The sequence below is a fragment of the Virgisporangium ochraceum genome, from assembly GCF_016863655.1.
Lineage (GTDB): Bacteria > Actinomycetota > Actinomycetes > Mycobacteriales > Micromonosporaceae > Virgisporangium > Virgisporangium ochraceum.
Genome location: NZ_BOPH01000039.1, coordinates 24,935 through 49,609, shown reverse-complemented (window position 1 = coordinate 49,609; position 24,675 = coordinate 24,935). Strand labels below are relative to the sequence as shown.

Genomic DNA, 24,675 nt, shown 5'->3' with positions numbered 1-24,675 from the left:
GTGCGTCCCCGGCCTGGTTGTCGGCCGGGTCGAGCCACATGTCCCAGCCGCTGACCCGGCGTCGTGGCTCAGCCGGTGACGGCTTCGAGGTCGCGGATGATCTCGGACAGGACCAGCGGGTCGAGGCGGTCGGCGCCCGGGTACAGGCTCACGTGCGTGATCTTCTGTTCGGGCGCGAAGTTCACGTTGCCGACGATCATGCCCGGGTCCATGCCCAGCGTGGCCGTGGTGCCGTCGGGCAGGTCGAGCTGCCAGTAGCCCTGCCAGCCGGCGTCCTGCGGGTGCTGGCGTTCCCAGCCGCTGCGTTCGAGTTGCAGCAGGCGCACGGTCTCGACGACGCGGCCGGCGAAGCGGTCGAGGTCTCCGGACTCGTCTCCGGGCGCGAGCCGGTGCACCTCGCGTGCCAGTTGGGGGAACGGCGGCAGGATCTCGTAGTCGGCGAAGAGGTCGGCCCAGGCGGCCAGGTCGGCACCGAGCAGCATCGGATGGGCGACCGAGACGGTGGCCGTGTCGGGCAGGGTGACGGGCTCGTCGGCGACATCGGCGAAGGTGCGGTCCTCCGCCACACGGATGGCGCCCGTGACGGTGCCGGCGTCGGGGCCGGCCCCGTCGTGGACGAGCCAGACCAGGCGCCGGACCACGTGCACGAGGAGGGGGTGCGCGACGAACAGCTCGCGGAACTCCCGCACCGACCACCGCCGCCGCGTGACCATCGCCCGCTCGAGCCGGTGGATCTGGTCGGCGGCGACCGCGCGCACGTCCTTCTTCAGGGCCGAGAACCGTTGACGGGCCGCCGCCGCCAGGTCGGCGTCGTCGGAGGCGGCGGGCTTGGGCAGGTCCTTGCGGCGGTTGCCGGCGCCGTCGACGACGTACGGCTTGAGAAGCTCGTCGAAGCGCACGCTGAACTGCCGCGGACCGAAGTCGAGCGTGAGGCCGCCCGACCCGTCGAGACCCAGGTCGGGGACGAGGCGGTCGGCGAGCTGTTCGGCCGTGAGGCCCAGGGCCTCGGCCACCTCGTCGATCTTCTCGGCGGCACGGTCGCGCAGCGCGCGGAACTTCACTTTCTGCGCGATGCCGTTGAGGTGGATCAGGGCCACGTCGGTGCCGATCGCGGCCAGGACGTCGAGCCCGGCGACCGCGCGGGAGTGCCCGCCCTCGCCCGGCCACGCCCGGATCACCGGCGTGAACCGGCGGACCGTCTCGTCGTCGCCGAGCAGGCCGAGCGCGTCGAGCACCCAGCCGTCCTTCGCCGGCGACCCGGATGCCTGCCACAGCCGGAACAGCGCCCACGCGAAGCCGGCCAGGTCGTCGGGTTCGGCCGCAGCCCGCACCTGCTCGATGCCCGCGTACGGCTCGCTCAGCCGCGACATCGCCAGCATCGTGAGCAGGTGACCGGCGGCGGCGGCCGGCATCACCCCACCGGCACGCAGCCGGACGCGGGGAAGCGCCGCCGGATCGGCCCAGACCGGCACCACAGGCACCCGGGCCGGCAGGATGTCGACCGGATCGGTGCCGAGCAGCGTGTCGATCGCGGCGACCGCCTGCCCGCCGTGCGCCGCGGCCGCCGCGCGGACCCCGTCGCCGTGACCCGCCGCGGCCAGTGCCCGGAGCGCGTGCTCGGCCTGGCGCCGCCCGGTGCCCGGCTTCGCCAGCGCCGCCGGGACGAGCGTGCGCGCCGACACCCCCGCGTGCCGGACGAAGTAGGCGTGCCCGGTGGCCCGCACCGACTTCAGCCGGCCGAACCAGTCGGCCATGAGCAGCACGATCTCCGGTGACCCGAACGGCAGCAGCGCCGCCGCGCACGTGACCGGCTTGCGCTGGGCGAGGTCGAGCAGCACCGGCAGGGCGTCGACCTCGAACCGGGCCGCCAGCCGCGGTGTCCAGTCGCCGGCGCCCCACGTGTTCGGCACCCGCCACGCGCCGATCAGCGGCCGCGCCAGCTCCTCGGGCGCCCGCAGGAAGAACGCCTGCGCGTCGTACCAGCTGGCGGTGCCGGCCCGGACGTGCTCCGCCTGGGTCTCCCACGGCAGCCGCCGCCAGCTCTGGAACCGGTCGGTGGCGAGCCACTTGTCGCGCTCGCCGGGCAGCCACCGGACCGTGGTGGGCTCCACGGGCGCGGGGACCTCGACGACCACGGGCCTGACGGCGGAGCGCCGACGCAGCCAGGGCGGATCGGCCAGCACCGGCGGCAGGCTCGCGGCCGGAGCGTCGACCACCCCCTCGCCCTCCGCGAGGATCTTCTCGACCCGCGCCCGCGCGTCGGGTGGCAGCGTGGGCGCGAGCTCCGCGGCCAGCTCGGGGAACCCGGAGACGTGCGTGCGCAGCAGCTCGACGACCGGCCGGCGCCCGTCGGCGGCGAGCAGCCGCAGCCCGCGCCGCGGGAACCGACGGGCCGCGTCGAGCACCGCCGGCCGCACGAGCGTGTCGTCGGCCCGCTCGACCAGGTGCCGGAACGCCTCGTCGCCCGGCAGCACCGCGAGGGCCGACGTGAGCCGGCGGCGGAAGTCCGTACGCGAGTGCTCGTAGTCGAGCCATTCGGCCACGAGGCCGGCCGCCGCCGGTCCCATCGCCTCGACGACCGTGGGGAGCACCGGCTTGCGGTACTGCACCCACCAGGGCTGCACCAGGTCGTGGATGGACTCGACGTGGCCGGGCGTGGAGACCGCGTACATCAGGGTCGACGCGAGGTCGGCGGCGCCGGCGGCACCGACCGCCGCGCAGTCGTCGGAGACCCAGTCGACCCGGTCGGGCGCCAGACACGAGGTCGCGACCCGCCGCACCAGGCCGGCGCCGCGCGCCCCCTCGAGCGCGGCCACGACCCCGGCATATTCGGCCTCGGGCAGCCCGGCGAGGAGGACGCGCAGCCGGAGTGCCCCGCCGAGGATGAGCTCGGTGTACCAGTGGTTGGCCTGCGCACCGGGCACGTACCACCGCACCGGCTGATGGAAGGCGTTCTGCCGCGGCTGCCCCTGCGCCGGCGCCGCGACCTGCTCCAGCGACATCGACATCATCGCCGCGAACGCCTCGGCGGCGAACGCGGGCCCGGGCGCGGCGAACCACGCGTCGGCGAAGACGGTGAGCCGGTCGCGGTCCTTGTAGCTGGTGTACCGGATCGCCGCGACGGCCACGGCCGCCGCACCGAGCGGGCTGATCCGGCCGTCGAGGTACGCGAACCCGGCCTCGGCGATCTCGGGGTCGGTCTCGGGGAAGCCGAGCGTCTCGCGGAGAACCCGGTCGCTGCCGGCCAGCACCGCGGCGGCGCCGGCAGCGGCGGTGGGCGCCGGCCCGACCGGACGGACACCCGGGCTGCCGCGCCGCGGAACCCTGCTGCGGTACCAGGAACTGGGAACGACGAACGCGTCCTCATCGACCGCCATGGTCACCCTCCCCCGATTCGGTGTGCCGTCACGGTACTGAGAGCCACCGACAATTTCCGTCCCGCGCGGTGGCGTGGCCTACGCGCGCGACGGCGCCACGGTGTCGGCGCCGGGCTGACCGTTCTGCCGGCAGGTCGGCGCCCACACCCGTCGCCGACGAGCGCCAACCCGTGAGGACGCACCCAGCAGCCGGGCGGCCCGTCAGAACGCGCGTACCAGCAGGACCACCCCGACCGCGACCGCGAAGCATACGATGATCCAGCGCAGCACGTCGCTGCGCAGCCGCCGGGCCATGCGCGCACCGCTGTATCCGCCGACGATCGTCGCCGGTGCGACCACCGCAACGGCCAGCCAGTCGACCGGGCCGAAGATCGAGAACACGACCACCGTCGTCAGGCCGACCGTCGTCGAGATGACGTTCTTCAGGGCGCTGATCCGCGCCATCGTGTCGGCGATGACCAGGCCCAGACCGGCGACGGCCATCACGCCCATCGCCGCGCCGAAGTAGCCGCCGTAGATCGTCATGCCGGCGACGATGCCGTGCATCGCCAGCGTGCGGCGACGGGGTGACAGGTCCTGCGGGTGGCCGACCACGGCACGCAGCCGGTTCTGGAACGCCAGGATCGCCGCCGCCCCGAGCACCAGGAACGGCACGATGTAGTCGAACGCCCGGGCCGGAGCGAGGAGCAGCAGCGCGCAGCCGACGACCCCGCCGGCCACCGCCGTCGGGATCAGCCGCCAGACCGCCCCACGCCGGTCGCCCATCAGCTCGGCCAGGTCTTTGCGGGTCCCATATGCACTTGCCGCATATCCGGGGACCACCGACAGCGAGTTCGTGACGTTAGCGCTCACCGGCGACAGGCCGGTGGCGATGAGCGCCGGGAACGTGATCAGTGACCCGCCGCCGGCGAAGCCGTTGACGATGCCGGCCGCAACGCCGGCGACGATGAGCAGGACGACGTCGGTGGGTTCCATCGCCCGCCGACGTTACCCGTAGACCTTTACAATGATCCGGCGACGGACGAGTTGGCCGGGCGACCGCGTCGGTGCCGCGAGGTGCCGCCGAGGAACGTCCGGGCTCCACAGGGCAGGGTGGTTGTTAACGGCAACCCGGGGCGACCCGCGGGACAGTGCCACAGAGAACAGACCGCCGTCCCTGCCTGGCGGGGGCGGTAAGGGTGAAACGGTGGGGTAAGAGCCCACCAGCACCCCGGGCGACCGGGGTGGCTAGGTAAACCCCACCCGGAGCAAGGCCAAGAGGACCGCAAGGTCTGCGCAGGCGATCGAGGGCTGCCCGCCCGAGTCTGCGGGTAGGCCGCTGGAGCCTGTCGGCAACGGCAGGCCGAGATGGATGGTCGCCAGCCCACGGGAGTGGGCGACAGAACCCGGCGTACAGGCCAACTCGTCCGTCGCTCTCCTGGCCTTGGGGTTGTGACGGTGCTTGACCTGCGGGTATGGGCTTTCGTCGTTGGCTGACGTTGGTCACTGTCGGTCCTCCTGGGACGTCCTGAGCGCGTCCTGACGTCCTGGAGACGTCCTGATCTCGGGGCTTCTCGGACTCCTCCGCATCCCCCGATCGATGCCGGCTCCTGCGGTGGCCGGTCGGGGTCAAGGGTGGCCGCAGGCCATCGGCGTGCCGACGCGTAGCGCCCTTGACGCTGGCTGGTCGCCGTGGACGATTCGGCTTCGGGGGATGCCTTTCGGCGGCCTGGTCCTCGTCGACCTCGACGGTGGTCGACCCAATCGTCTCGGCGGCAAGCCGCGGAGCGGTGCGGCAGCGATCGCCCCGAGCTCGTCGTGGGCCGCCGATCCTCGCGATCGACACGGCCCTGCCAAGTGGGGCCGGGCGGCCGGCGCGTGCGCGGCGGGCCGAAGGTCCAGAGCGCGGCGCGCCGAGCCGGTTCCGGCCGCGCCGCGCTTGCGCGGCGCCTTGATTCTGAAGAGGCAGATTCGGCAGTTTCCAGACCCACGAACGGCCTTGACGTCGTCCGCAGTTAGCCCCCGAATCGTATGGCGGGCTTCGGAGCCCTGTAACCTCGCGAGTATTCTGGAATTCGTTGATAACGAATTTACGAAGTTGCGAGATCAGCTGTCCGCACATAAACGCGAGGTAGAAGACGCGGTCAATAACAATGAGCTAGCAGTTGAAATTGACCAGGATTCACTAGCTTCGTACGTGCTGAATTCAAAGACCTTGTTGCGTATAGAGAGTCGAATTGCAAAGGCGACCAAGCAGCGACTCCGTAGCAGAGTGCTTCTGTACTACATCTCCGATCGCGTCGACGAGCTGCGAATGATCGATCTCCATCAGATTATCGACCTCGATGCTACTCTTGCTGCCGAGGGGGAGCTGCTGTGGCGGTTCGCGCGGAACTGGATGCTAAGAGCGGACTTTCAGCAGTACCTTGCTGAGGAGGGCGATGATTTGGTCGCTCGCGGAATCGGGCTTTTTTATCTTTTTCTCCTGAGGATCACTCAAATGCCCGATAAGCCGGCACTCGCACAGCTGCTTGAGTCGAAAATGAACTTCAACTTGAACGAGTTGCGGGATGCACGCATAGCAGCAGAGTCCGAAGTAACGTCACCAAGTTGACAACGGCTACCCACATGCTGACTCGAAGCCTGGGTGCATGGTGCGACGCTGCCGACGTGGCGATGGTCGGCGAGTTCGTGTCGCGTGGGGATGCCGGATTGGACCGAGTCCTGAAGATACACTTCACGCGGCTGCCCGAATCGAGTGGCACATCTTGGCGGAGCCGGAAGGTCCGGGTGCGTTGACGCTTCGGTCGCTGCGTCTCGACGGCAACCCTCGTAAGGAGTACACCGTCGCGAAATTCGGCGAGACGCTGACGTGAATCAACCCTTTCCGATCGCGATCGATACCCAGCGTTGCTCAGCCGTCGGCAGGACATGACGTCCTGGCGACGTCCTACGGCACTGCCGGGAGTAAGTTTTCGCAGGCAAAGCCGATCTACTCGGGAGAACCCGGCGTACACGCCGACTCGTCCGTCGCGCCCTTCGAGGGCGGCGTTGACGGGGGCCGGCTGTGGGAGCATGGTCGAGGAGGTGAACCGCCGATGAGTGTCGCCGTACTGGATCCGCACCCGGGGCCATGGACCGAGGCCGAGTATTTTGCGCTCGGCGAGACGCCCAACCGGATCGAACTCTTCGACGGGAGTCTGGTCGTGAGCCCCGCGCCGAGTAAGCGGCACCAGCGGCTGTCCATGGTCCTCGCGTACACGCTCGACCGGGCCGCCGAAGCGGCCGGCCTCCTGGCGTTTGAGGCGGTCAACCTCCGGCTCGGCCCCGACCGCATCGTCATCCCGGACCTGGTGGTGGCCGACACCGACACCGAGGGCACATTCATCGAAGCGGCCGAGGTCGTGCTGGTCGGCGAGATCGTGTCACCGGGCAACGCGGGGAACGACCGGCTGCTGAAGATGCAGCTCTACGCCGCCGCGAAAATCGAGTGGTACCTGCTCGTCGAACCCGGCCAGACCGGCGCGGCCACGTTGCGGCTGCTGCGACTCGACGGCGACCACTACGTCGAGCACGTCACCGCCGGGGCCGGCGAGACGCTAGCGGTCGACTCGCCGTTCGCCTTCCTGGTCGAGGTCGACGACCTACCGTCCTGACGTCCTGGCCGCGTCCTACGGCGGCCGTCGGCGGAAGTATCCGCAGGTCAGCACGCTTGAGCCCGGGAGAACCCGGCGTACAGGCCAACTCGTCCGTCGCTCACCTGGTCCCGGCTTCTCCTGGTCCCTCGATCTGCGGGTATGGCTCTCCGTTGTCGGCTGAGGTGGTCGATTTCAGTCGTCATTCGACGGCCCACCGACGGCCCGACGGCCCAGAGACGGCCCAGAGACGGCCCCATGATCGCTTTCCATACCCCTCCGCATCCCCCGATAGATGCCGGGTCCTGCGGTGACCGGTCGGAGTCAAGGGTGGCCGTAGGCCATCGGCGTGCCGACGCGCAGCGCCCTTGACGCCGACTGGGCGCCGTGGACGATCGCGGCGTCGGGGGATGCTGTCGTCGGCCCGGTCCTCGTGGACGTCGACGGCGATCAACCCGTCGATTCGGGGGCAAACCGCGGAGCGGTGACCTCGGGCCCTAGCTTCCGGAACGTGCCGTAGGCCCGGCGCTGCTGGTAAGACCGGCTGATCACGATGACCGTCTTCGGCTCGATGCCCTTCGCCGCGAGCAGCTCGCGCGTGAGCGTGACGTTCCCGGCCGTCGTCCGGGAGGCGGTCTCGTTCAGGATCTTGCCGTCGGGCACGCCGTGCTCCAAGGCGTACTCGCGGTAGCTGACCGCCTCGTACACCCACAGGTCGGCCGCGATCACACTCGACGTGGACGCTCTCCAGCGTCGTAGGTAGGCCCGACGGCCCAGCGACGGCCCAGCAAAGATCAACAGTGACGTCGCGGCAGGTCTGTGCCGGTCGGAAGGGCAGGACCCGGCGTACACGCTGGCTCGTCCATCGCCCATCCGCCACGGATCCGTGCGATCCGTGGCGGGATCCCGGATGTGGGACGCTTGTGTGAGCATCCGTCTGGAGGTGGGGAGCCGATGACCGCAGCCGTACTGGACCATGTGGGGCCGTGGAGTGAGGAAGAGTATTTCGCGCTCGGCGAGACCTCCGATCGGATCGAACTCTTCGACGGGAGTCTCCTGGTGAGCCCGGCACCGACCATGCGCCACCAGCACGTCTCACGCCGGCTGGCGCACCTGCTCGACGCCGGTGCCGACAGCGCCGGGCTATGGGTGTTCGAGGCGATCAACGTGCGGCTTCAGAGCGGACGAATCTTCATTCCGGATATCGTGGTCACTCCGGTCGAAGAAGGCACAATGGTCGACGCAGCGGACGTGGCGTTGGTCGGAGAGGTCGTGTCGCGCGGGAACGCCGGGTCAGACCGGGTACTGAAGATGCAGCTCTACGCGGCGGCCCGGATCGGGTGGTACCTCCTCGCCGAGCCCGAGGGTCCAGGCGCGGTAACGCTTCGATTGCTCCATCTCGACGGCAACAACTATGACGAGCACGCCGTTGCGAAGTACGGCGAGACGCTGACCGTCGATCAGCCCTTCCCGATCGAGATCGACACCCGGGCCCTGCTCCGCCGTCGGTAGAGCTCGACGTCCTGGCGACGCCGTACGGCGGATCCGGCTGGTAGCAATGATGTTCTTCGGCACCGCCATCTGGCGCCGGTGGGTCGACGAAGACCCGGCACTGTTTGCTCATGAGCCTCGCCCACCACGCAAATAGACGGGCATCTGTGATCTTGTGGTCACGGCCGTGGTCACAGAGATCCCCTCACGTATGGACATCTCAGCTGTCGTGCGACCACCACCGTAGGTCCGTTCTGCGGTGACCAGGGCGGCGAACCGGCTGCGAGGGTGTCCCACCAGGCCGTGTCGACGTCCTGGTCACCGGTGGGGCGGTAGGTTCTGGAGTCCCTCGGCAACGTTGATCCGTTGGCGGCGGAGTCCGGCGACTTCGGCGTGGATGGCGCGGATCCGCTGGTCTTCGCGCTCCTCTCGTTGCTCTCGCTCACGCCGCACCGGCGCACGACTGGTGACCTTCGCCGACCGCGGACTCGCCGCGCCCGACGTGGCCCGCCGAACCGAGGTCGTCGTACAGGAGGAATGGGCCCGCCATCTCGGCCGCCACAACACCGCCCGCCTGCACCAGATCCTCACCCACCTCCGTGTCCAGCGCGGCGCCGAGACGCCATCGCGGGTCCGCTTCCCGTTGCCGCAGGGTGCCGTCGGGTTGCGGCGGACCGCGCGACGGGCGTCGCATCCGCATCGGCCTCAGGTCGGCGTGGGCTGCGGCCGATGAGTGGCCTGACGCCGACCGGCGTCTGAACGATGTCCCCGATTGGAGCCAGGGTGAGGTGGACCCGTGCCGGTGCCGGCGGGGGCCCGGGTGGCACGAGGCGGGCCGGGTGCGATCCAATCCTGCTGGTGCTGCTGGGGCTGGCGCTCGCCACGGTGCCGTTCTTCCTGGCCGGCCTGGGCAGCAACCGGTCGTCGTGGCTCATCCAGACCGGTCTTGACACCGCGATCGTCGCTTTCTCCCTCCGGCTGATGCCGCTGGGCCGGGAGCCGGCCGGACGCCGGTTCTGGCGGTCGCTGGCCCTCGCGGGCGCGCTGTGCGCCACCGGTGACGGGTACCAGACGGTGCTCGTGCTGCACGACCCGCAGCACGTGAACGCCAGCCTGGTTCAGACGGCGTTCGTCGTCGTGGCAATGGGCGTCATGGTCGTGACGATGCTGCGCCATCCGCTCGGCACGGTGGGCCGGCAGCGGCTGCGGGTGTTGCTGGACGCCGCGACCGTCCTCGTCGCGGTCGGGGTGTTCCTGTGGTACTTCCTGCTCGCCGGCCGGCTGCACAGTGACCGCATGACCGACCGGTACGTGGCCGCGGCGACGTCGATCATCATGCTGATCACCGTGTTCGGTCTGCTGAAGCTGATCTTGAGCGGCACCGCGCCGTTCACCAGGGTGGCGGGCCTTGCCGGCGGCATCGGCGTGTCCGGAAGCGCGCTCGCCACGTCGATCGGCCCCGTCCTCACCGGCGGTTCGAACCCGCGGCTGATGTTCGTCATCCAGCTCCTGCCGTGCATCCTGACCGTGGCGAGCCTGCGCATGCAGGAGTTGCACATGCGGCGGCGGGACGGGCGGCCGGAGTCCCGGCGCCGCCGGTACAGCCGCCTGCCGTACCTCGCGGTCGTCGCCACACAGATCCTGATGGTCGTGGCGCTCTTCGCCGCCGAGCCGGGCGCCCGGGTGTGGGGTGTGGCCATCGGCGTCCTGATCATCACCGGGCTCGTCCTGAGCCGTCAGCTGACCGCCTTCCAGGACAACGACCGGCTGCTCACCAGCCTGGACCAGAGCATGCTGGAGCTGCACAGCCAGAAGGAGTGGTTCCGCTCGGTGGTGCAGCACGCGTCCGACGTGACGCTTGTGGTCGACGACCGGGGCGCCGTCTCGTACGCAAGCCCGTCCGTCGCAAAGGTGCTCGGCACAACGCCCGAGGACGCTGTCGGCATGCTCGTCCACGAGCGTGTGCATCGAGATGACCTGCCCGTCATCGGCGAACTGGGCGAGCGTTTGGCGGCCGAACCGGGCTCGGACGCCTCCGCGCGGGTCCGGCTGCGCCACATCGACGGCACGTACCGTTGGCTCGACATCGTCGGCGTCGACCTGCGGGACAACGCGAGCGTGCGCGGCTTCCTCTACAGCGCGCGCGACGTCACCGAGGCACACGAGTTGCAGGAGGAACTGCGCCACCGGGCGACCCACGACGCGCTGACCGGCCTGGCGAACCGCGCCCTGCTCGGCGAGCGGCTCCGCGCGGCCGCCGGTACCGAAGAGGTCAGTGTCCTCATCATCGACCTGGACGGGTTCAAGCAGGTCAACGACATCTATGGTCACCACGTGGGCGACGAGCTGCTGATCGCCGTCGCGCGGCGGCTGACCGCGTGCACCGTCAGCACCAGTCCCGGCGGCACGGTCGCCCGACTCGGCGGCGACGAGTTCGCGGTCCTCCTGCCCGAGGGCTCGGCCGCGCAGGCGCTGCGGCTCGCCGCCACCGTCAGGGACAATATCGGCGACCCGGTCGAGGTGGCCGGCGAGCGGCTGCTCGTCGGCGCCAGCGTCGGCATCTCGACCGGACCGGCCGACGACATGGAGCGCCTGCTACGCGACGCCGACGCCGCCATGTACGCCGCGAAGAACGACCGCAAGGCGGCGGCCTCCGCTTGACCGGGCGCCGCCGCAAGCCGCCCGTTACCGAACCGACCGGATCAGGGCGGTAACCGCGTCAAGATTCCGGAAGTTTCGATCGGCAGTGGGTGAGTGGGTCGGATGCGGTCCGAACAGCTCCGTCGTTCCTGGCTGGGGGTGTCGGTGGAGGGCTGCGGGCGGGCACGGCGTCTCTAGGCTGGCGGTGGGGGTGGCCGATGCGGCATGCACGGAGGACGAGGGTGGCGCGGTGGCGAGAGTCGCAGGCGTTGCGGTTTTCCCTTCTGGGCCGGCACGCGTGGGCGATCGCGGACGCGGACGAGGCGGTTGCGTTGTGGCGGCCGGTCGCCGGGCAGCACCCAGCGGCAATGGCGCGGGCGGTTGCGGTTCGGGCGTGGTGTCTGCATGTCAGGGGACGTACGGCCGAGGCGGCACGCGATGTCGAGGAGTGTCTGGCGTTCTGCGATCGTGCCGGCGCCGGTGCCGACGCTGTCGACCTCGCCAAGGTCGTGTCGCTGCTCGATCGGGTGGATCGTGCCGAGGCCGCGTTGGCGCTGGCCGACCGGTTGCTGGCCGACGCCCTGAGGGTTGCCCAGCCGGCGTCGACGGAGCCGATGCTGGCCTACGGCGAGCTGATGCTCCGGCATGGTCGCCCGGTGCAGGCTCTGGATGCGTTGCGCCAGGCGTACGCCGCGGCCGCCTGGTGGTCGTCGCCACGGCTACGGGCGAGCGCGATGCTCTTCGAAGCCCTCGCTGCAGCTGGACGCATCGAGGAACTGGAGGAGCACACGCGACGTGATCTGCCGCTGATGGCGGGTAACGCCCTGGTCAGCCTTTCAGGTCGGCGCCTGTACATCCGGGTGCTCGAACTGTTGGAGCACCACCACGTCACCGTGGTCGCGGCCATACCGGCGAAGCTTGCGAAGCAGCGACGCAAACTGCTTCACCAGCGGCGCCGCTGGTGGGTACTCACGGCGGCCCTCGCGGTGGTCACCGGCAACCCGCGGGCGGTGCCGGATCGGCCGTGAGAGACCCGGCCGACGGACACCGGTCGCGGCGGGCGCCCTCGCCCGCCTGGCGCGGGCCGAGGCCGACGTGGAGCAGCACCGCGGATCCGATGACGCACGCACGCTGTCACAGGCGTGGGGCGAACCGGCCCGCAGGGCGACGACCGCGGTCCGCGACGCCGACCTCAACCTCCGCCCGGCCCTCGCCGCCGTGCCCGCGCGGTGCGTCAGAGCAGGCCGCGCCTGGGGTTGTCGGGCTCGACCGTCCCGCTGCCGGAGTAGCGGTCGTCGACCGTGTACGTGACGTCGGCGGTCTGGTTGTTGTCGACATCCTCGTAGACGGTATGCGTGTGGGTGGTCGAGTCCAGCACGACCCGGTCCATGTCGCCGTCGCCGTCGGTGTCCACCGCGTAGCCCAGATTCGGCTCAGGGTCGCCGAACGCACCGCTGGCTTCCGTCACGACGACCGGATGCCCCTCCTCGAGCGGGTAGGTCGTGATCCGGTCGATGTCACCGTCACGGTCGACATCCTCGATCACCATGTCGATCCGACCATCGTGATCGCGATCGACGTACATCTCATCCGGGTCGGCGTACCGGTGCGCAGCGTCGTCGCCGGGATCGAACTCACCGGACGGCTCCGCGAAAAAGTCGGTCACGCGATCAAGGTAGGAGGTGCCGGCACCAGTATCGGCCAACGGTCCAGAACCCGACGGAGCGGGCCGACCCCGAGCAGGCCAGCGCCGCCACGTCATAACGCGCGACGCCGCCGGGCTCCAGGCTGTACGCGGCGGACGGCTACTGGCGCGGGCCGATCTGGGCCCCGGCCACGCTGCCGAGCGAGGACGGTCTCCACCGGGCCGGCGAGACGGGTCCCGCCGATGACATCAGTACCCGGCGCCCAGTTACGCATCCACCGACACGACCGGCTGGGCGGCCTCTTCCACGGATACCACCATGCCGCCCGAACTGTCCGCATCACATCTTCCGCACCCGCAGGGCTGGCGACCGGCCCACAGCTTGGCGGCCTCGTCCGCCGGCACCGGCGGCGAGAAGAGATAGCCCTGCGCGTACCGGTAGCCCAGACCCCGGAGCAGCGCGGCCTGCTCGACGGTCTCGACACCCTCTGCCACCGCGTTCAACGCCAGTGCGTTGGCCATCTGGATGACCGCCATGGCCACAGCCTCCTGGCGAGCCACCGTCGTGATCGACTCCACGAACGACCGGTCCAGCTTCAGGGTGGTCACCGGGCAGGTCAGTAGCAGGCCGAGCGACGAGGACGCGGTACCGAAGTCGTCCAGCGCCAGCATCACCCCGAGGTCGCGCAGTGCGTGCAGGGCCGCGATCGCCCTCTCGTCGTCGAAGACAGCGGTCTCGGTGACCTCGATGCTCAGACAACGTGCGGGCAGTCCCGACTCGGCCAGCGCAGCGGCGACGTCGGCCACGAAGCCCGGCTCCCGCAGTTGGCGACCGGCGACGTTCACCGCCATCACGAGATCATGGCCGGCCAGCTGATCCCGCCACCATTCGGCGGCCCGACGGCACGCCTCGCCCAGCACCCAGCGCCCGATCGGCACGATCAGACCGGTCTCCTCGGCCAGCGGGATGAAATCGGCCGGCGAGATCAGCCCGCGCCGCGGATGCCGCCACCGCACGAGTGCCTCGGTACCGAGGAGCCGGCCGGTACCGAGGCGCACGATCGGCTGGTAGACCACGGACAACTCGGCGTTGTCGACCGCCGCGGCGAGCTGTGTGGCCAGGTCGGCGGCGTCCTGGATGCGCTGCCCCATGTCAGCGGTGTAGCAGACGTAGTGTCCCTTGCCACGGTCCTTCGCGGCGTACATCGCGATGTCGGCGTCGCGCAGCAGTGAGTCCCGATCGTCGTGCTCGTCGGCGCTGGCCACCCCGATGCTGGCCTGAACCATCAGGTCGTGCCGGAAGACGTGCACCGGGCGGGCCAGCGCGCTCAGGATCCGCTGCGCGACCTGCTGGGCCTCGGTGCCGGAAGCGCCCCGGAGCAGGACCGCGAACTCGTCGCCACCGAGCCGGGCGACCAGGTCACCGTCGCGTGCCGCCTCGCGGATGCGATTGGCGACGGACACCAGCAGCGCGTCGCCGGCGGCATGCCCGAGCGTGTCGTTCACGATCTTGAAGTCGTCGAGGTCGATCAGGAGCAGCGCGACCTCGACCGGGCGCCGGGCCGCGCCGAGTGCCGCCGTCAGCTGCTCGGCCAGCACCGTCCGGTTCGCCAACCGGGTCAAGCCGTCGAAGGACGCCTGGTCGCGCAGCTTGTTCTCATGTCGGCGCAGCTCGCTCAGGGCACCGTCCAGCCGATTGATCAAACTGACGTTGTCATGGAAGGCGACCAGTTGCCGGGCGGCCACCAGGCCGGTCAGCACGATCGTGCCGAGGACCACTCCCCACAGCCGGGTGGTCACGCCCTGCGGCAGGATGGCGATCAGAGCGCCGAAGGTGACCGCGATGACCCCGTAGGGCAGAAGGCTGTACGGCTTTCGCGGCCGCGGCGCCAAGTTGCCCGCATCGGCCCGCGCCCGCAGGTCCTGAATGCGCACGCCGACGACCAGCAGCGCCGCCGGCAGCATCCGGACGGCGAAGGCACTGGCCGAGATGAACGGATTGGGATCTTCGGAGCGCAGGAATGCGGCCAGGCCCTGGATCAGCGTCGCGGCGGCCATCGGCGCGGCGGCCGCGGCGACCATCGGCGCCGATCCGGTCAGCACCATCTTGACGGCACCGAACGCGGCGACCAGCACCACACTCGATCCGATCAGCGGCACGACCAGGTCGCCGTTGTCGGCCTGCGCAGGCCCGATCGCGAAGCACCAGACGAGCACCACGCCGCCGACGAACACCACCGCGCCGTCGAGCCAGAACGCCAACCGCTCCCGCCCAACCGCCGACCCGTGCGCGTTGATCGGGTAGCGCAGCATGTTGATCACGATCGCGGCGAGCGCGACGATGAACAGGCCCGTCTGCGCCGCGCCGCCGTCGAGCGTCCGGACATCCGGATGCAGCGCGGTCAAGAAGGTCTGGATGACATCGCCCACCGTCCACATGACGGTGGCGACGGCGAATACCGTCCAGAATCCCCGGGCCGGGCCGGTGGCGACGGCCCGGACCCGCCAGGCGGACCAGCACAGTACGACATCGAGCGGCACCTGCAGCGCCCACAGGAGCAGGACGCGCGGGTGCAGGCCACCGCCGCCGAGCATGAACCAGGCGGAGGATGCGGCGACGAGCGCGCTCACGCCGAGCAGGACCGGATCGCGATACAGCCTCGACCCGTACGCATGCCCGGTGGAAGACGGCGCCTGAGGCTCGCGCGGCGCAAACACGCGCACGATCACCTCCTGACCGTCAGCCGGCGCTCGCGGCAGCGCATGTACCGACCAATCGGCCCTGGCGCCGCCGCGTTGAGGAGAACCGCGCAGAACTGTCGGCGACCGGGACCGCCCGGCCGATACACCGGCAGATGTGGGCTGGAACCCGCGGGATGGGCGGAAGATGCCCGTTCAGGCCAGTCTGCGTCGAACAAGGCTTCCGGTTGCGGAATGTACGGTCCTGGACCGGCCCCCGGCCGGTGGCCCGCCGGTGCGGGCTTGTACTTGACACACGTCAATGGGCGCGCGCATGCTCCGCTAAATCAGTTTAGCGAACGGCGAAGGGGAAGGCGATGGCGCTTGCTGGGCGGCTTGTGGCGGTTGTTACGGCCTTGACATTGGCGACATCGGGCGTTGCCTACGGCAGCGGTCGCGACGACGCAGGCGCGAATGAGGGGATCCGGAGTATCACCCCGATCACGACGGTCTACACGTACGGCCAGAAGGTATCCGCGGTCGCGGTCGAGTACGGGGACGTGGTCAACCCGCGGGAGTTGGACAACTCCACGTTCTCCGTGCAGGACACCCTCTACAACTTCCGGTTCAACCCCATCGAGGACCTACCCGAGCTGACCGACCGGCCGGTCGTCCGTACGTACGTCAACACCACGGCCGCCACCCGCGCGGACCATCGCTCGGTGCCGGGGCGGTACGTCATCGTCGAACTCGATCCGAACCAGAACGCCGGCTGGACGGTCATCGTCTCCAAGTGCCCGACCTTCCTGTGCACGGTGAAGGTGAACCCGGACCTGCCGACCCGCGTGGTGCAGCGCAGGAACGTATACGGCCAGCCGCGCTACGGCGCCGGCAGGGGTCCGGTGCTGGCCAAGGCGGCGCCGGGCACGTCTCGCAGGGCGACCGGGAAGGCCGTCAATCAACTCGTCGACGAGTTCCGGTACGGCTCGTACCTGTCCGGCGGCATGGTGCTTCCCTACCACTACCACCTGCCGAAGAACTACGACCCGGCGAAGAAGTACCCGCTGATGCTCGTGCTGCCCGGACACGGCATGGGCTGGGACGGCGACAACCTCCTCGTCCAGGTGGCCGCCGACATCCCCGCGACGGCATGGCTGCAGCCGAAGTGGACCGGCGGCAACGAGGACGTCATCGTGCTGGCACCGCAGAACCAGCGTGTGGGCGGCCCGGCCGAGGCGGACCTGCTGGTCAAGATGCTCGACCAGTTCCTCACGGACTTCGCCGTCGACAGGCGGCGGGTCTACGCCACGACCGTCTCGTACGGCTCGCAGTTGGCGTGGAACGCGTTCGCCAAGCGGCCCGACCTCTTCGCCGGCGGCCTGGTCACGGGCGGCTTCGCCGTCAACGCCGGGCAGGCGGCCGCGATCGCGGCGGCGGAGATCCCACTGTGGGTGACGCACGGGGTGCACGACCACCTGCTGAACATCAGCCTGGCCCGCAACACGCGGACGCTGTTGACCGACGCGTACGCCGCGCGGGGCAAGACACCGGAACAGATCGGGACGCTGCTGCACTACACCGAGTACGAGGACGCGGCGTTCTCGTTGCCGGACTACCACGCCGCCTACGGACCGACCTACGAGGACGGGGCCGCCCTCCGGTGGCTGCTGGGCCGGAGCAGGCCTCAGGCCTGACTATCCACACTGGACAGAGTGCGCCCGCCCGGCGTGCGGGCGACAAGACCCGCCGCCGGGTGGTAGCGAACGGGTACCGGATCGCTGAGCTCACCGACGAACGCGCCGTCGACCCCGTCGAGAAAGCCGATGACCGACCAGCCTCCGTCGACGTCGGTCACCAGGCGGGGCGCGTAGAGGTGCGGATCCGCGAAGGGCCGGGCGGCGCCGACGTCCCAGGGCCCGGTGACGGCCGGACCAGGTGCGACCCAGATGCGGTGTGGCGAACTCCCGGCATTGGTACAGAAGAGCAGAATCGGCTCGCCGTCGACGACGGCGACCTGCGGGACCTCCAGGTGGCCGAAGCCGGCCGGCGCGGAGACCGGTGGCCCGACGGTCCAGTGGAGCAGGTCGTGGGAGGTGGCGTGGCCGACGACGCCGCGACCGGCGGCGGCACCGGCGGCGGCCCGGGCGGTGAGGACCATGTGCCAGCCGTCGCCACCCGGATCCGGAAACACCCACGGGTCCCGCCACGCCTGTTCGTACCAGACGCTCGGATCGAACAGCTCGTACCAGGCCGGGTCGGCTTCGACCAGCGGCTGGCTGCCGTAGCGGTGCCAGACGACGAGATCGTCGGAGATGGCCAGCCCGATCCGTTGCACGAGGCCCCGCTCGGCCCGGCTGATCCCGGTGTAGAACATGTACCAGCGGCCGTCGGGGCCGTTGACGGTGCAGCCGGTCCAGACCGCCAGGTCGTCCCAACTCGGCGAGTCGGCGGTCGTGAGCGCGTCGGGCAGCAGCCGCCAGGAGCGCAGGTCGGTGGAGATCGCGTGCCCGATCGTGGCGCGGTGGTGGCGGCGCTGCGGGTCGAGCAGCGCCCGCGACGCGCGCAGGAAGAACGCATGCGAGGCGCCGTCGCGGTCGCGGGTGTACCAGCTGTCCCACACCCAGTGGTCCGGCAGTCGGAGCATACGCGGAAGGTACCAATTAAATCGGTTTAGCGCGATGACGGAGGCCGGTCAGGCCGGCGCGGCGACGGACCTGCGGCGCCGCAGTGACATCGGCACGAGGGTGGTGCCGGTGGTCTGCCCGTCCAGAAGCAGGTCGACGGCGCGTCTGCCCATCGTCTCGTGGGGCAGCGCCACGGTTGACAGGCCGGGGCGCAGCCACGCCGCGATCGGGTCGTCGTCGAAGGAGACGACCGAGATGTCGTCGGGCACGATGAGCCCCGCGTCGGCGAGTGCCTGGTAGGCGCCGAAGGCGAGGCGGTCGTTCATGCAGACGACTGCGGTGGGGCGCACCGCCCTGCGCAGGAGGGATCGCATGGCGGTATAGCCGTGTTCGGGCAGCCACTCCGGACAGGACGCCGCGCGCAGGAGCTTGGCGCCGACGTCGGCGAGCGCAGCACGGATGCCGTTGAGCCGGGCGTCGGCGGCGAGCGACACCTCCGGGTCGGTCTCCTTGAGCTGGTTGCGGCCGATGACCGCGATGCGGTCGCGGTGACCCTGGGACAGCAGGGCGGTGGCCGCGGTGCGCCCGCCCCGTTCGTCGTCGGGCAGCACGCAGGGCAGGCCGTCGGCGCTGGTCGCGTTGAGCAGCACCACCGGGCCGGCGTGCAGGGCCGCCGGGACGGTGAGCCGGCGGGTGGCCATCGCGGCGTAGATGACGCCGTCGACCTGGCGGTCGAGCATGGCGTCGATCGCGTGTTTCTCGAAGGTGGCGTCGCCCTGTGTCTCGGCGATGAGCAGGACGTGGTCGTGCTCGCGGGCGGCGTCGAGCGCGCCCCGGATCATCCCGCCCGCGAAGCGGGTGGTGGCCACGATGTCGGATACGAACGCGATGGTGGCGGTCTTGCGGGTACGCAGGCTGCGCGCGGCCACGTTGGGGCGGTAGCCGAGTTCCTCGGCGGCGGCGAAGACCCGCTGGTGCGCCTCGGCCGAGAGGCGGGTGCCCTCCCGGCCGTTCAGCACCAGCGAAACGGTGGTCTTGGACAGCCCTGCGCGGTGCGCCACGTCCGCCAGCGTCACCCTGTCGTGTGCCATCGATCCTCCGATCAGCGGCAGCCGCCCCGCCGTCCGCTCCCATCATGATGCGGTGCGGGCGCGGGGTGAAAGCCGCGACAGCACGGTACGCGGCCCACCACCCGTGGCGCCGGGTCGGTGCCGTGTGAAGCGGCCGTTTCCGGTCCGTTGCCAAAATGCTCCTTGACACCGGTGAATGCCGCGACCATGCTCGTGCTAAATCAGTTTAGCGACCCTAGCCCCTCGTTGGGCGGCACCGCGACAGGATGCTGGCGATCCGGTCCGGCAGGTTCATCGTGCGACGACCGTCGACGCTGTCGAGCGCGGATCAGGCATCCGGAGTCAAGCGCCGTGGGTGAGTCGGCGGGGTGCGGCACAAGCAAGGAGCCATAGATGCCTGGATACAGAGCAAGGCGGGGCTTGGCGCTGGCCGCGCCGCTGGTCGCCCTGGCGATGGTCGCGGCGTGCAGCGCGCCCGGTGCGGACAGTTCGCCGTCGGATCAGGCCGACGGCGCGGTGAGCACCGAGCTCGGCAGCGAGCAGGTCACGCTCGAGATGTACGCCGAGACCGGCTTCCCCTTGGCGAAGGCCCTGGCGGACGAGTTCACCAGGCAGCACCCGAACGTGAAGTTCAACGTCCGCGAGGACCAGTTCACGGTCATCGTGGAGAACGCGCCGCGGGTGATGGCCTCGGACAACGCGCCCGACATCATCCGGCTGCCCACGATGGTCGACCTGGTCAAGGACGGCCTGCTGAAGAACCTGGACCCCTACTTCACGGCCTACAAGTGGTCGACGTTCCCCGCGTCGCAGCTTGAACAGCTGCGGGTCGGCGAGGGTGGGCGGCCGCGTGGCACCGGGTCGTTGTACGCGATGGGGCTGGGTTACAGCGTCACGGGCGTGTTCTACAACAAGCAGCTGGCACAACGCGTGGGCATGACGCAGCCGCCGGCCACCGTCGCGGAGTTCGAGGAGCTGCTGGCCGAGGCCAAGACAGCCGGTGTGCAACCGATCATGCAGTTCAACAAGAACACCGCCGGCATCAACTTCCCGCACCAGGCGCTGCAGAACCAGTTCGGCGACCCGGCCCAGATCGCCGACTGGATCTTCCAGAAGCCGGGCGCCACGTTCAACACCCCGGCCGCGCTGAAGGCCACCCAGACGATTCAGAAGTGGGCCCAGTCCGGCTACTTCCCCAAGGACGCGAACGCCATCGACTACACGGCGATGATGGGCGAGTTCCAGAAGGGCAACGGGCTGTTCATGTTCAACGGCGACTGGGAGTCGGCCAACCTCGACAAGGCGATGGCGGGCAACGTCGGTTTCTTCCTCTTCCCCGGCGAGTCGGCGGGCGCCAAGCACGTCGCGATGTCGGCTCCGAACACGTTTGGCATCAGTGCCAAGGCCAAGAATCCCGACGCGGCGGCGTTCTTCCTCAACTGGGTGCACACCGACGCCAAGGCCCGCGAGATCACCGTGAAGGTCGGCGGTTCCAGCCCGGGCGGCCCGTCACAGCTGACCATTCCCCCGGCCGCCGATGGCACCGTGCTGGCCGCGACGCTCAAGGCCTCACAACAGCTCGCCGCGGAGAACGGCGCGGTCGACTTCACGGCCAACGCGACCGGTGCCATCTTCGCCTCCGCGATCACGCCGGAGATGCAGAAGCTCATCGCCGGGCAGCAGACCCCCGAGGGGTATGTGAAGGCGGTGCAGTCCGAGTACGAGAAGGAACTCTCCCGGTGACCTCACCCGTCGTGCGGGTCCGCCGTCGCCGGTGGACCCGCACGGTCCGGTGGAGCGGATGGCTCTGGGTGCTGCCCGCGTTGCTGATGTACGCGGTCTTCGTGCTGCGTCCACTGGCGCTCACATTCCAGTACTCGCTCTACCACTGGAACGGCATCGGCGTGGCCCGCTGGGCGGGCCTGGACAACTACGTCACCGTCTTCACCGACCGCGACCTCCTGAAGATCATCGGCAACGCGTTCGTCCTGATCGTCTTCTTCAGCCTCATCCCGGTCGGTATCGGCCTGGTGGTGGCCACGCTGGTGCGGCGGATCACCAGCGGCCCGTTCGGCACGCTCGTCCGCACGGTGCTGTTCCTGCCGCAGGTGATTCCGCTCGTCGCGGCGGGCATCGCGTGGAGCTGGCTGCTGTCCACGTCCGGTCTGGTCAACCAGGTGCTCGGGGCGGTCGGCCTGGGCGGGCTGGCGCGGGCGTGGCTGGGCGATTTCGACACCGCCCTGTCCTCGGTCGGAGTGATCGGTGCGTGGGTGCTGACCGGCCTGTGCACGATCCTGCTCGTCACCGGCATGGCCAAGATCGAGCCGTCACTCTACGAGGCGGCCCGCATCGACGGCGCCGGCCCGGTACGCGAGTTCCTCGCGGTCACGCTGCCCGGCCTGCGTCAGGAGATCGGCGTCTGCCTCACCGTCACGGTGATCGCGGCGCTGGCCACCTTCGACATCGTGTACATCGCGACCGGCGGCGGCCCCGGCCTGCAGACCACGGTGCCCGGCCTGGAGATCTACCGCCTCGCCTTCGCCCAGCGCCAGGTCGGCCTCGCATCGGCCCTCGGCGTCGTGCTGATGGTGCTCGTTCTCGTGTGTGTGCTTCCGATCGTGCGGCTCACCCGGGAGGACAGGGGATGAACCTGAGCCGTCGCGAACAGTTCACCGGCCGCGTGTTCCTGATCGCGCTGGTCGTGGTGACGCTGCTCCCGTTCCTCAGCATGCTGTCGGCCGCGCTGCAACCGCGCGGCACCGTGCCCACCGGGCTGGCCTGGCCGAGCGACCCGCAGTGGGGCAACTTCGTCGACGCGTTCACCGTCGCGAACATGTCGGCACTGCTGCGTTCCAGCCTGCTCATCGTCGCCGGCGTCGTACCGGTCTCCGTGCTCATCGCCACCATGGCCGGCTTCGGCCTCGGCCACCTGCGCCTACCCGGCGGCCAGTTCGTCTTCCTGCTCTTCCTGCTCGGCCTCACCCTCCCCTTCGAAGCCGTCATCACCCCCATCTACTACCAGGTCGACGCCATGGGCCTGCTCAACACCCGATGGGCGATCATCCTGCCGCTGATCGGCCTGTACATGCCCTTCGCCGTCTTCTGGATGCGCGCCCACTTCATCAACGTCCCCCAGGAACTGTCCGACGCCGGCCGCGTCGACGGCGGCACCACCTGGCAGCTGTTCTGGCGCGTCCAGATCCCCCTCGCCCGGCCCGCGATCGCCTCACTGACCATCCTGCTGTTCCTCTGGACCTGGAACCAGTTCCTGCTCGCCATCGTCCTCGTCGACGACCCGGCCAAACGCACCATGGCCGGCGCCCTCGGCGCCTTCCAGGGCCAATGGGGCACCGACCAGGTCCTACTCTGCGCCGGATCCCTGCTCATCCTCACCCCGACACTCATCGTCTTCCTCATCTTCCAGCGCCAGTTCATCAAGGCGCTGCTCCAAGGATCGGTGAAGGGATGAGCACATCGACCGACGCGGGTACAGCCGTTAGCCGATCCCACCCCCACGTGCGGAGGAGTGTGTCCAGATGAGACAGGCGACCGGAAGGCGCTGGCTCAGGCGTGCGATCTCGTTGCTCACGGCCGTATCACTCGGTGCCGCGGTCACCTCGCCGGCCGCTGTGGCCGGCAAGCCACGAACGGTGGAAGGCCCCACCGTCAAGGCGGACCGCCGTTCACCGACCGGATACACCGTGACGTTCGTCTACCGCAATCCCCACGCCACGCGGGTCCGCCTCGCCGGAGACCTGACCCTGCTCGACCTCGCCACCGCCAACACGCGCTACCAGCCGGAGGAGTGGCAGCCCGGGCGCTACCACTCCGGCGGTACCGAGTTCCTCAGAGACATGACCAGAGACCCGAAGGGATACTGGTCGGTCGCGGTACCGCTGCACGCCGGAGGTCTCAGCTACTGGTACCGGGTCTGGGACCCGACCCGGGGCTGGGCGAACAAGCGCATCTGGGACCCGGCCTCGGCCAACCCGCGCCCTCCGGGCGAGTCCTCGTTCCGCGTCCGGAACAACGATGTTCTCGATGCCGTATACGTGCCGTACGCCAGGAAACAGAACGATCCGGTGCTGAAGGCCCGCGCGGACTACGAGCTTCCGACCGCGGACCGCTCGAAACGTGGCAAGGTCACCTACATCCCCTACACCACGATTCTGGGTGACAGCGGACACTACCTCGGCGTCTACCTACCGGCCCGCTACGACGCCCACCGCGCGGAGCCCTACAAGGTCGTGTACCTCGCCCACGGCATCTTCGGTGACGAGACCGACTTCATGGTGCCCGCGAATGTCCCGAACATTCTCGACAACATGACAGCGAGGGGCGAGATCGAGCCCACGGTGGTTGTCACCATGGGCAACCACTTCACGGGTACGGGCCTGGACTTCGCCTCCTACAACCAGGCCAACGCGGCCGACAACCTGGTCCGGACGATCCTTCCCCTCATCGAACAGACCTACAACGTCTCGACCACGCGTGAGGGGCGCGCCTACGGCGGGTTCTCCTACGGCGGGATGACCGGAGGCGTCGTCATCCGGAACTACCCGACCACGTTCGGGTACTTCGGCCACTTCTCCGGCAACCCTTCCCTCACGTCGCAGGACTACGACAACGTCGCGGACGCGATCGGTTCGGACAAGCTGTTCGTCTTCCTCGGCAACGGGGTCTTCGAAGGAGCCCCCGAGGCCCAGAACGCCATCGCGAACAACTTCAGGTCCCGGGGCATCGGTGCCGGGACGGCCCAGGTCCGCGGCGCTCACGACGGGATGACGGCGGGCCAGTTGTTCACCATCTTCGCCCGGGACTACCTGTGGTCGGGGTCGGCCCCGTGCCGGTGACGCCCGCCCGCGCTCGTATTCACCACGCCGCTTTCGAGACCCGGGCACTCCTAGGCTCCCCCTGGAACGACGGGGATGGGGGCAGGCATGGTCGGAGTGCGCGCGATCCTCGCGATGCTCCTTGCCATCGCGTTGCTCACGGCCTGCTCACCTGGAAGCGACGAGCCGGGCAACGACGGGCCTGCCGAGGGACCCGACCCTCCAGTTCACCGTCATCCGGCTGGACGGGGGCTACGGCCCCATGTGCCCGTCGTGCACCGAGGTTGTCAAACGGCTCGGTAAGCAGGCCGCCTGGTCGGATCATTCGGAACAGCTCGACGTTCTCATGGACGGCCGGATGGTCGTGGTCTTCGTCGCGTTCGGCGGGCCGGACGTGGACAGCAAGGCACTGGCGATCCGGATCCTCACGCTCGTGGAGCCGCGAACCTAGAATTCGGTGGTCGAGCAGCCGTTGCGTCGGGTGCTGCCTCAGCAGAGCGTCGATGTCCTCCGGGAAGTGCTCGCACGTCGGGCCGTGGTCCGGTGCCGCGGCCGCCTGCAGGCGTTCGCTCAGCAGGTTGCGGTTGGGCAGACAGGCCCTGCAGGGCGGCGGTGTCGGTCACCCAGGGCGACGCCACGAAGAACAGAACCCGGTCGAGGTCGTCGTAGAGCATCTGGCCGCGCAACGTCACCTCGGGACCGG

Annotated in this window: 18 protein-coding genes and 1 other RNA gene; 11 read left to right on the top strand and 8 right to left on the bottom strand. The window is 69.7% G+C overall.

Annotated elements, in window-relative coordinates; translation table 11 throughout:
• Positions 1-68 precede the first annotated feature (68 nt).
• Both Voc01_RS54075 and Voc01_RS16255 read right to left on the bottom strand, forming a co-directional pair.
• Positions 69-3,377, bottom strand: a complete 3,309-nt coding sequence (locus tag Voc01_RS54075; RefSeq protein ID WP_203928267.1) for a DUF4132 domain-containing protein — start codon at positions 3,375-3,377, stop codon at positions 69-71.
• Positions 3,378-3,578: 201 nt separating this feature from the next.
• On the bottom strand, positions 3,579-4,352 hold the full coding sequence (locus Voc01_RS16255) for a sulfite exporter TauE/SafE family protein (RefSeq protein ID WP_203928266.1): 774 nt from the start codon (positions 4,350-4,352) through the stop codon (positions 3,579-3,581).
• A 47-nt stretch (positions 4,353-4,399) separates the two neighbouring features.
• Here Voc01_RS16255 and rnpB point away from each other — a divergent pair.
• From rnpB to Voc01_RS16240, 3 genes are all read left to right on the top strand, one after another.
• Positions 4,400-4,786: RNase P RNA component class A (gene rnpB, locus Voc01_RS16250), an RNA gene on the top strand.
• Positions 4,787-5,628: 842 nt separating this feature from the next.
• Positions 5,629-5,970: a hypothetical protein gene (locus Voc01_RS16245; protein WP_203928265.1), complete on the top strand. Its 342-nt coding sequence runs from the start codon at positions 5,629-5,631 to the stop codon at positions 5,968-5,970.
• 484 nt (positions 5,971-6,454) lie between these two features.
• Entirely contained in the window at positions 6,455-7,012 is a 558-nt protein-coding gene (locus tag Voc01_RS16240; RefSeq protein WP_203928264.1) for a Uma2 family endonuclease, read from the top strand.
• A gap of 429 nt (positions 7,013-7,441) precedes the next feature.
• Here Voc01_RS16240 and Voc01_RS16235 read toward each other — a convergent pair whose 3' ends face one another.
• The gene (locus Voc01_RS16235) at positions 7,442-7,720 is read right to left on the bottom strand and encodes a YdcF family protein (protein ID WP_203928263.1); all 279 of its coding nucleotides are present in this window, start codon (positions 7,718-7,720) and stop codon (positions 7,442-7,444) included.
• A 225-nt stretch (positions 7,721-7,945) separates the two neighbouring features.
• Between Voc01_RS16235 and Voc01_RS16230 the strand changes: the two genes are divergently transcribed.
• Positions 7,946-8,503 carry a Uma2 family endonuclease gene (locus Voc01_RS16230; protein ID WP_203928262.1) on the top strand — a complete coding sequence of 186 codons (558 nt, stop codon included), beginning with the start codon at positions 7,946-7,948 and terminating at the stop codon, positions 8,501-8,503.
• A 421-nt stretch (positions 8,504-8,924) separates the two neighbouring features.
• Here Voc01_RS16230 and Voc01_RS16225 read toward each other — a convergent pair whose 3' ends face one another.
• A complete protein-coding gene (locus Voc01_RS16225; RefSeq protein ID WP_203928261.1) occupies positions 8,925-9,182 on the bottom strand; it encodes a hypothetical protein in 258 nt (85 codons plus the stop codon).
• Positions 9,183-9,265: 83 nt separating this feature from the next.
• On the opposite strand from Voc01_RS16225, the gene Voc01_RS16220 reads away from it, so the two are divergent.
• Together Voc01_RS16220 and Voc01_RS16215 are read left to right on the top strand one after the other, a co-directional pair.
• Complete coding sequence (locus tag Voc01_RS16220; RefSeq protein WP_203928260.1) at positions 9,266-11,143, top strand: sensor domain-containing diguanylate cyclase; 1,878 nt, start codon at positions 9,266-9,268, stop codon at positions 11,141-11,143.
• A 221-nt stretch (positions 11,144-11,364) separates the two neighbouring features.
• Positions 11,365-12,150: a hypothetical protein gene (locus Voc01_RS16215; RefSeq protein WP_203928259.1), complete on the top strand. Its 786-nt coding sequence runs from the start codon at positions 11,365-11,367 to the stop codon at positions 12,148-12,150.
• A gap of 206 nt (positions 12,151-12,356) precedes the next feature.
• Here the strand turns inward: Voc01_RS16215 and Voc01_RS16210 are convergent, their stop codons facing one another.
• Together Voc01_RS16210 and Voc01_RS16205 are read right to left on the bottom strand one after the other, a co-directional pair.
• A complete protein-coding gene (locus Voc01_RS16210) occupies positions 12,357-12,884 on the bottom strand; it encodes a hypothetical protein (RefSeq protein WP_203928258.1) in 528 nt (175 codons plus the stop codon).
• Between the two features lie 150 nt (positions 12,885-13,034).
• Positions 13,035-15,497 carry a putative bifunctional diguanylate cyclase/phosphodiesterase gene (locus tag Voc01_RS16205; protein ID WP_203928257.1) on the bottom strand — a complete coding sequence of 821 codons (2,463 nt, stop codon included), beginning with the start codon at positions 15,495-15,497 and terminating at the stop codon, positions 13,035-13,037.
• Positions 15,498-15,868: 371 nt separating this feature from the next.
• Here Voc01_RS16205 and Voc01_RS16200 point away from each other — a divergent pair, with 371 nt between their 5' ends.
• Positions 15,869-17,140, top strand: coding sequence for a hypothetical protein (locus Voc01_RS16200; protein WP_203928256.1), 1,272 nt, complete (start codon positions 15,869-15,871; stop codon positions 17,138-17,140).
• On the opposite strand, the gene Voc01_RS16195 is transcribed toward Voc01_RS16200, so the two are convergent.
• Together Voc01_RS16195 and Voc01_RS16190 are read right to left on the bottom strand one after the other, a co-directional pair.
• A complete protein-coding gene (locus tag Voc01_RS16195) occupies positions 17,131-18,090 on the bottom strand; it encodes a glycoside hydrolase family 68 protein (RefSeq protein ID WP_203928255.1) in 960 nt (319 codons plus the stop codon). The genes Voc01_RS16200 and Voc01_RS16195 overlap by 10 nt on opposite strands.
• A gap of 48 nt (positions 18,091-18,138) precedes the next feature.
• Positions 18,139-19,161: a LacI family DNA-binding transcriptional regulator gene (locus Voc01_RS16190; protein ID WP_203928254.1), complete on the bottom strand. Its 1,023-nt coding sequence runs from the start codon at positions 19,159-19,161 to the stop codon at positions 18,139-18,141.
• Between the two features lie 372 nt (positions 19,162-19,533).
• Here Voc01_RS16190 and Voc01_RS16185 point away from each other — a divergent pair, with 372 nt between their 5' ends.
• From Voc01_RS16185 to Voc01_RS16170, 4 genes are all read left to right on the top strand, one after another.
• Positions 19,534-20,883: an ABC transporter substrate-binding protein gene (locus Voc01_RS16185; protein ID WP_203928253.1), complete on the top strand. Its 1,350-nt coding sequence runs from the start codon at positions 19,534-19,536 to the stop codon at positions 20,881-20,883.
• Complete coding sequence (locus tag Voc01_RS16180; RefSeq protein WP_239160236.1) at positions 20,880-21,788, top strand: carbohydrate ABC transporter permease; 909 nt, start codon at positions 20,880-20,882, stop codon at positions 21,786-21,788. Before Voc01_RS16185 ends, Voc01_RS16180 begins: the two co-directional genes overlap by 4 nt.
• Complete coding sequence (locus Voc01_RS16175) at positions 21,785-22,609, top strand: carbohydrate ABC transporter permease (RefSeq protein WP_203928252.1); 825 nt, start codon at positions 21,785-21,787, stop codon at positions 22,607-22,609. Before Voc01_RS16180 ends, Voc01_RS16175 begins: the two co-directional genes overlap by 4 nt.
• A 232-nt stretch (positions 22,610-22,841) precedes the next feature.
• Entirely contained in the window at positions 22,842-23,993 is a 1,152-nt protein-coding gene (locus Voc01_RS16170; RefSeq protein WP_203928251.1) for an alpha/beta hydrolase-fold protein, read from the top strand.
• Positions 23,994-24,675: the final 682 nt, after the last annotated feature.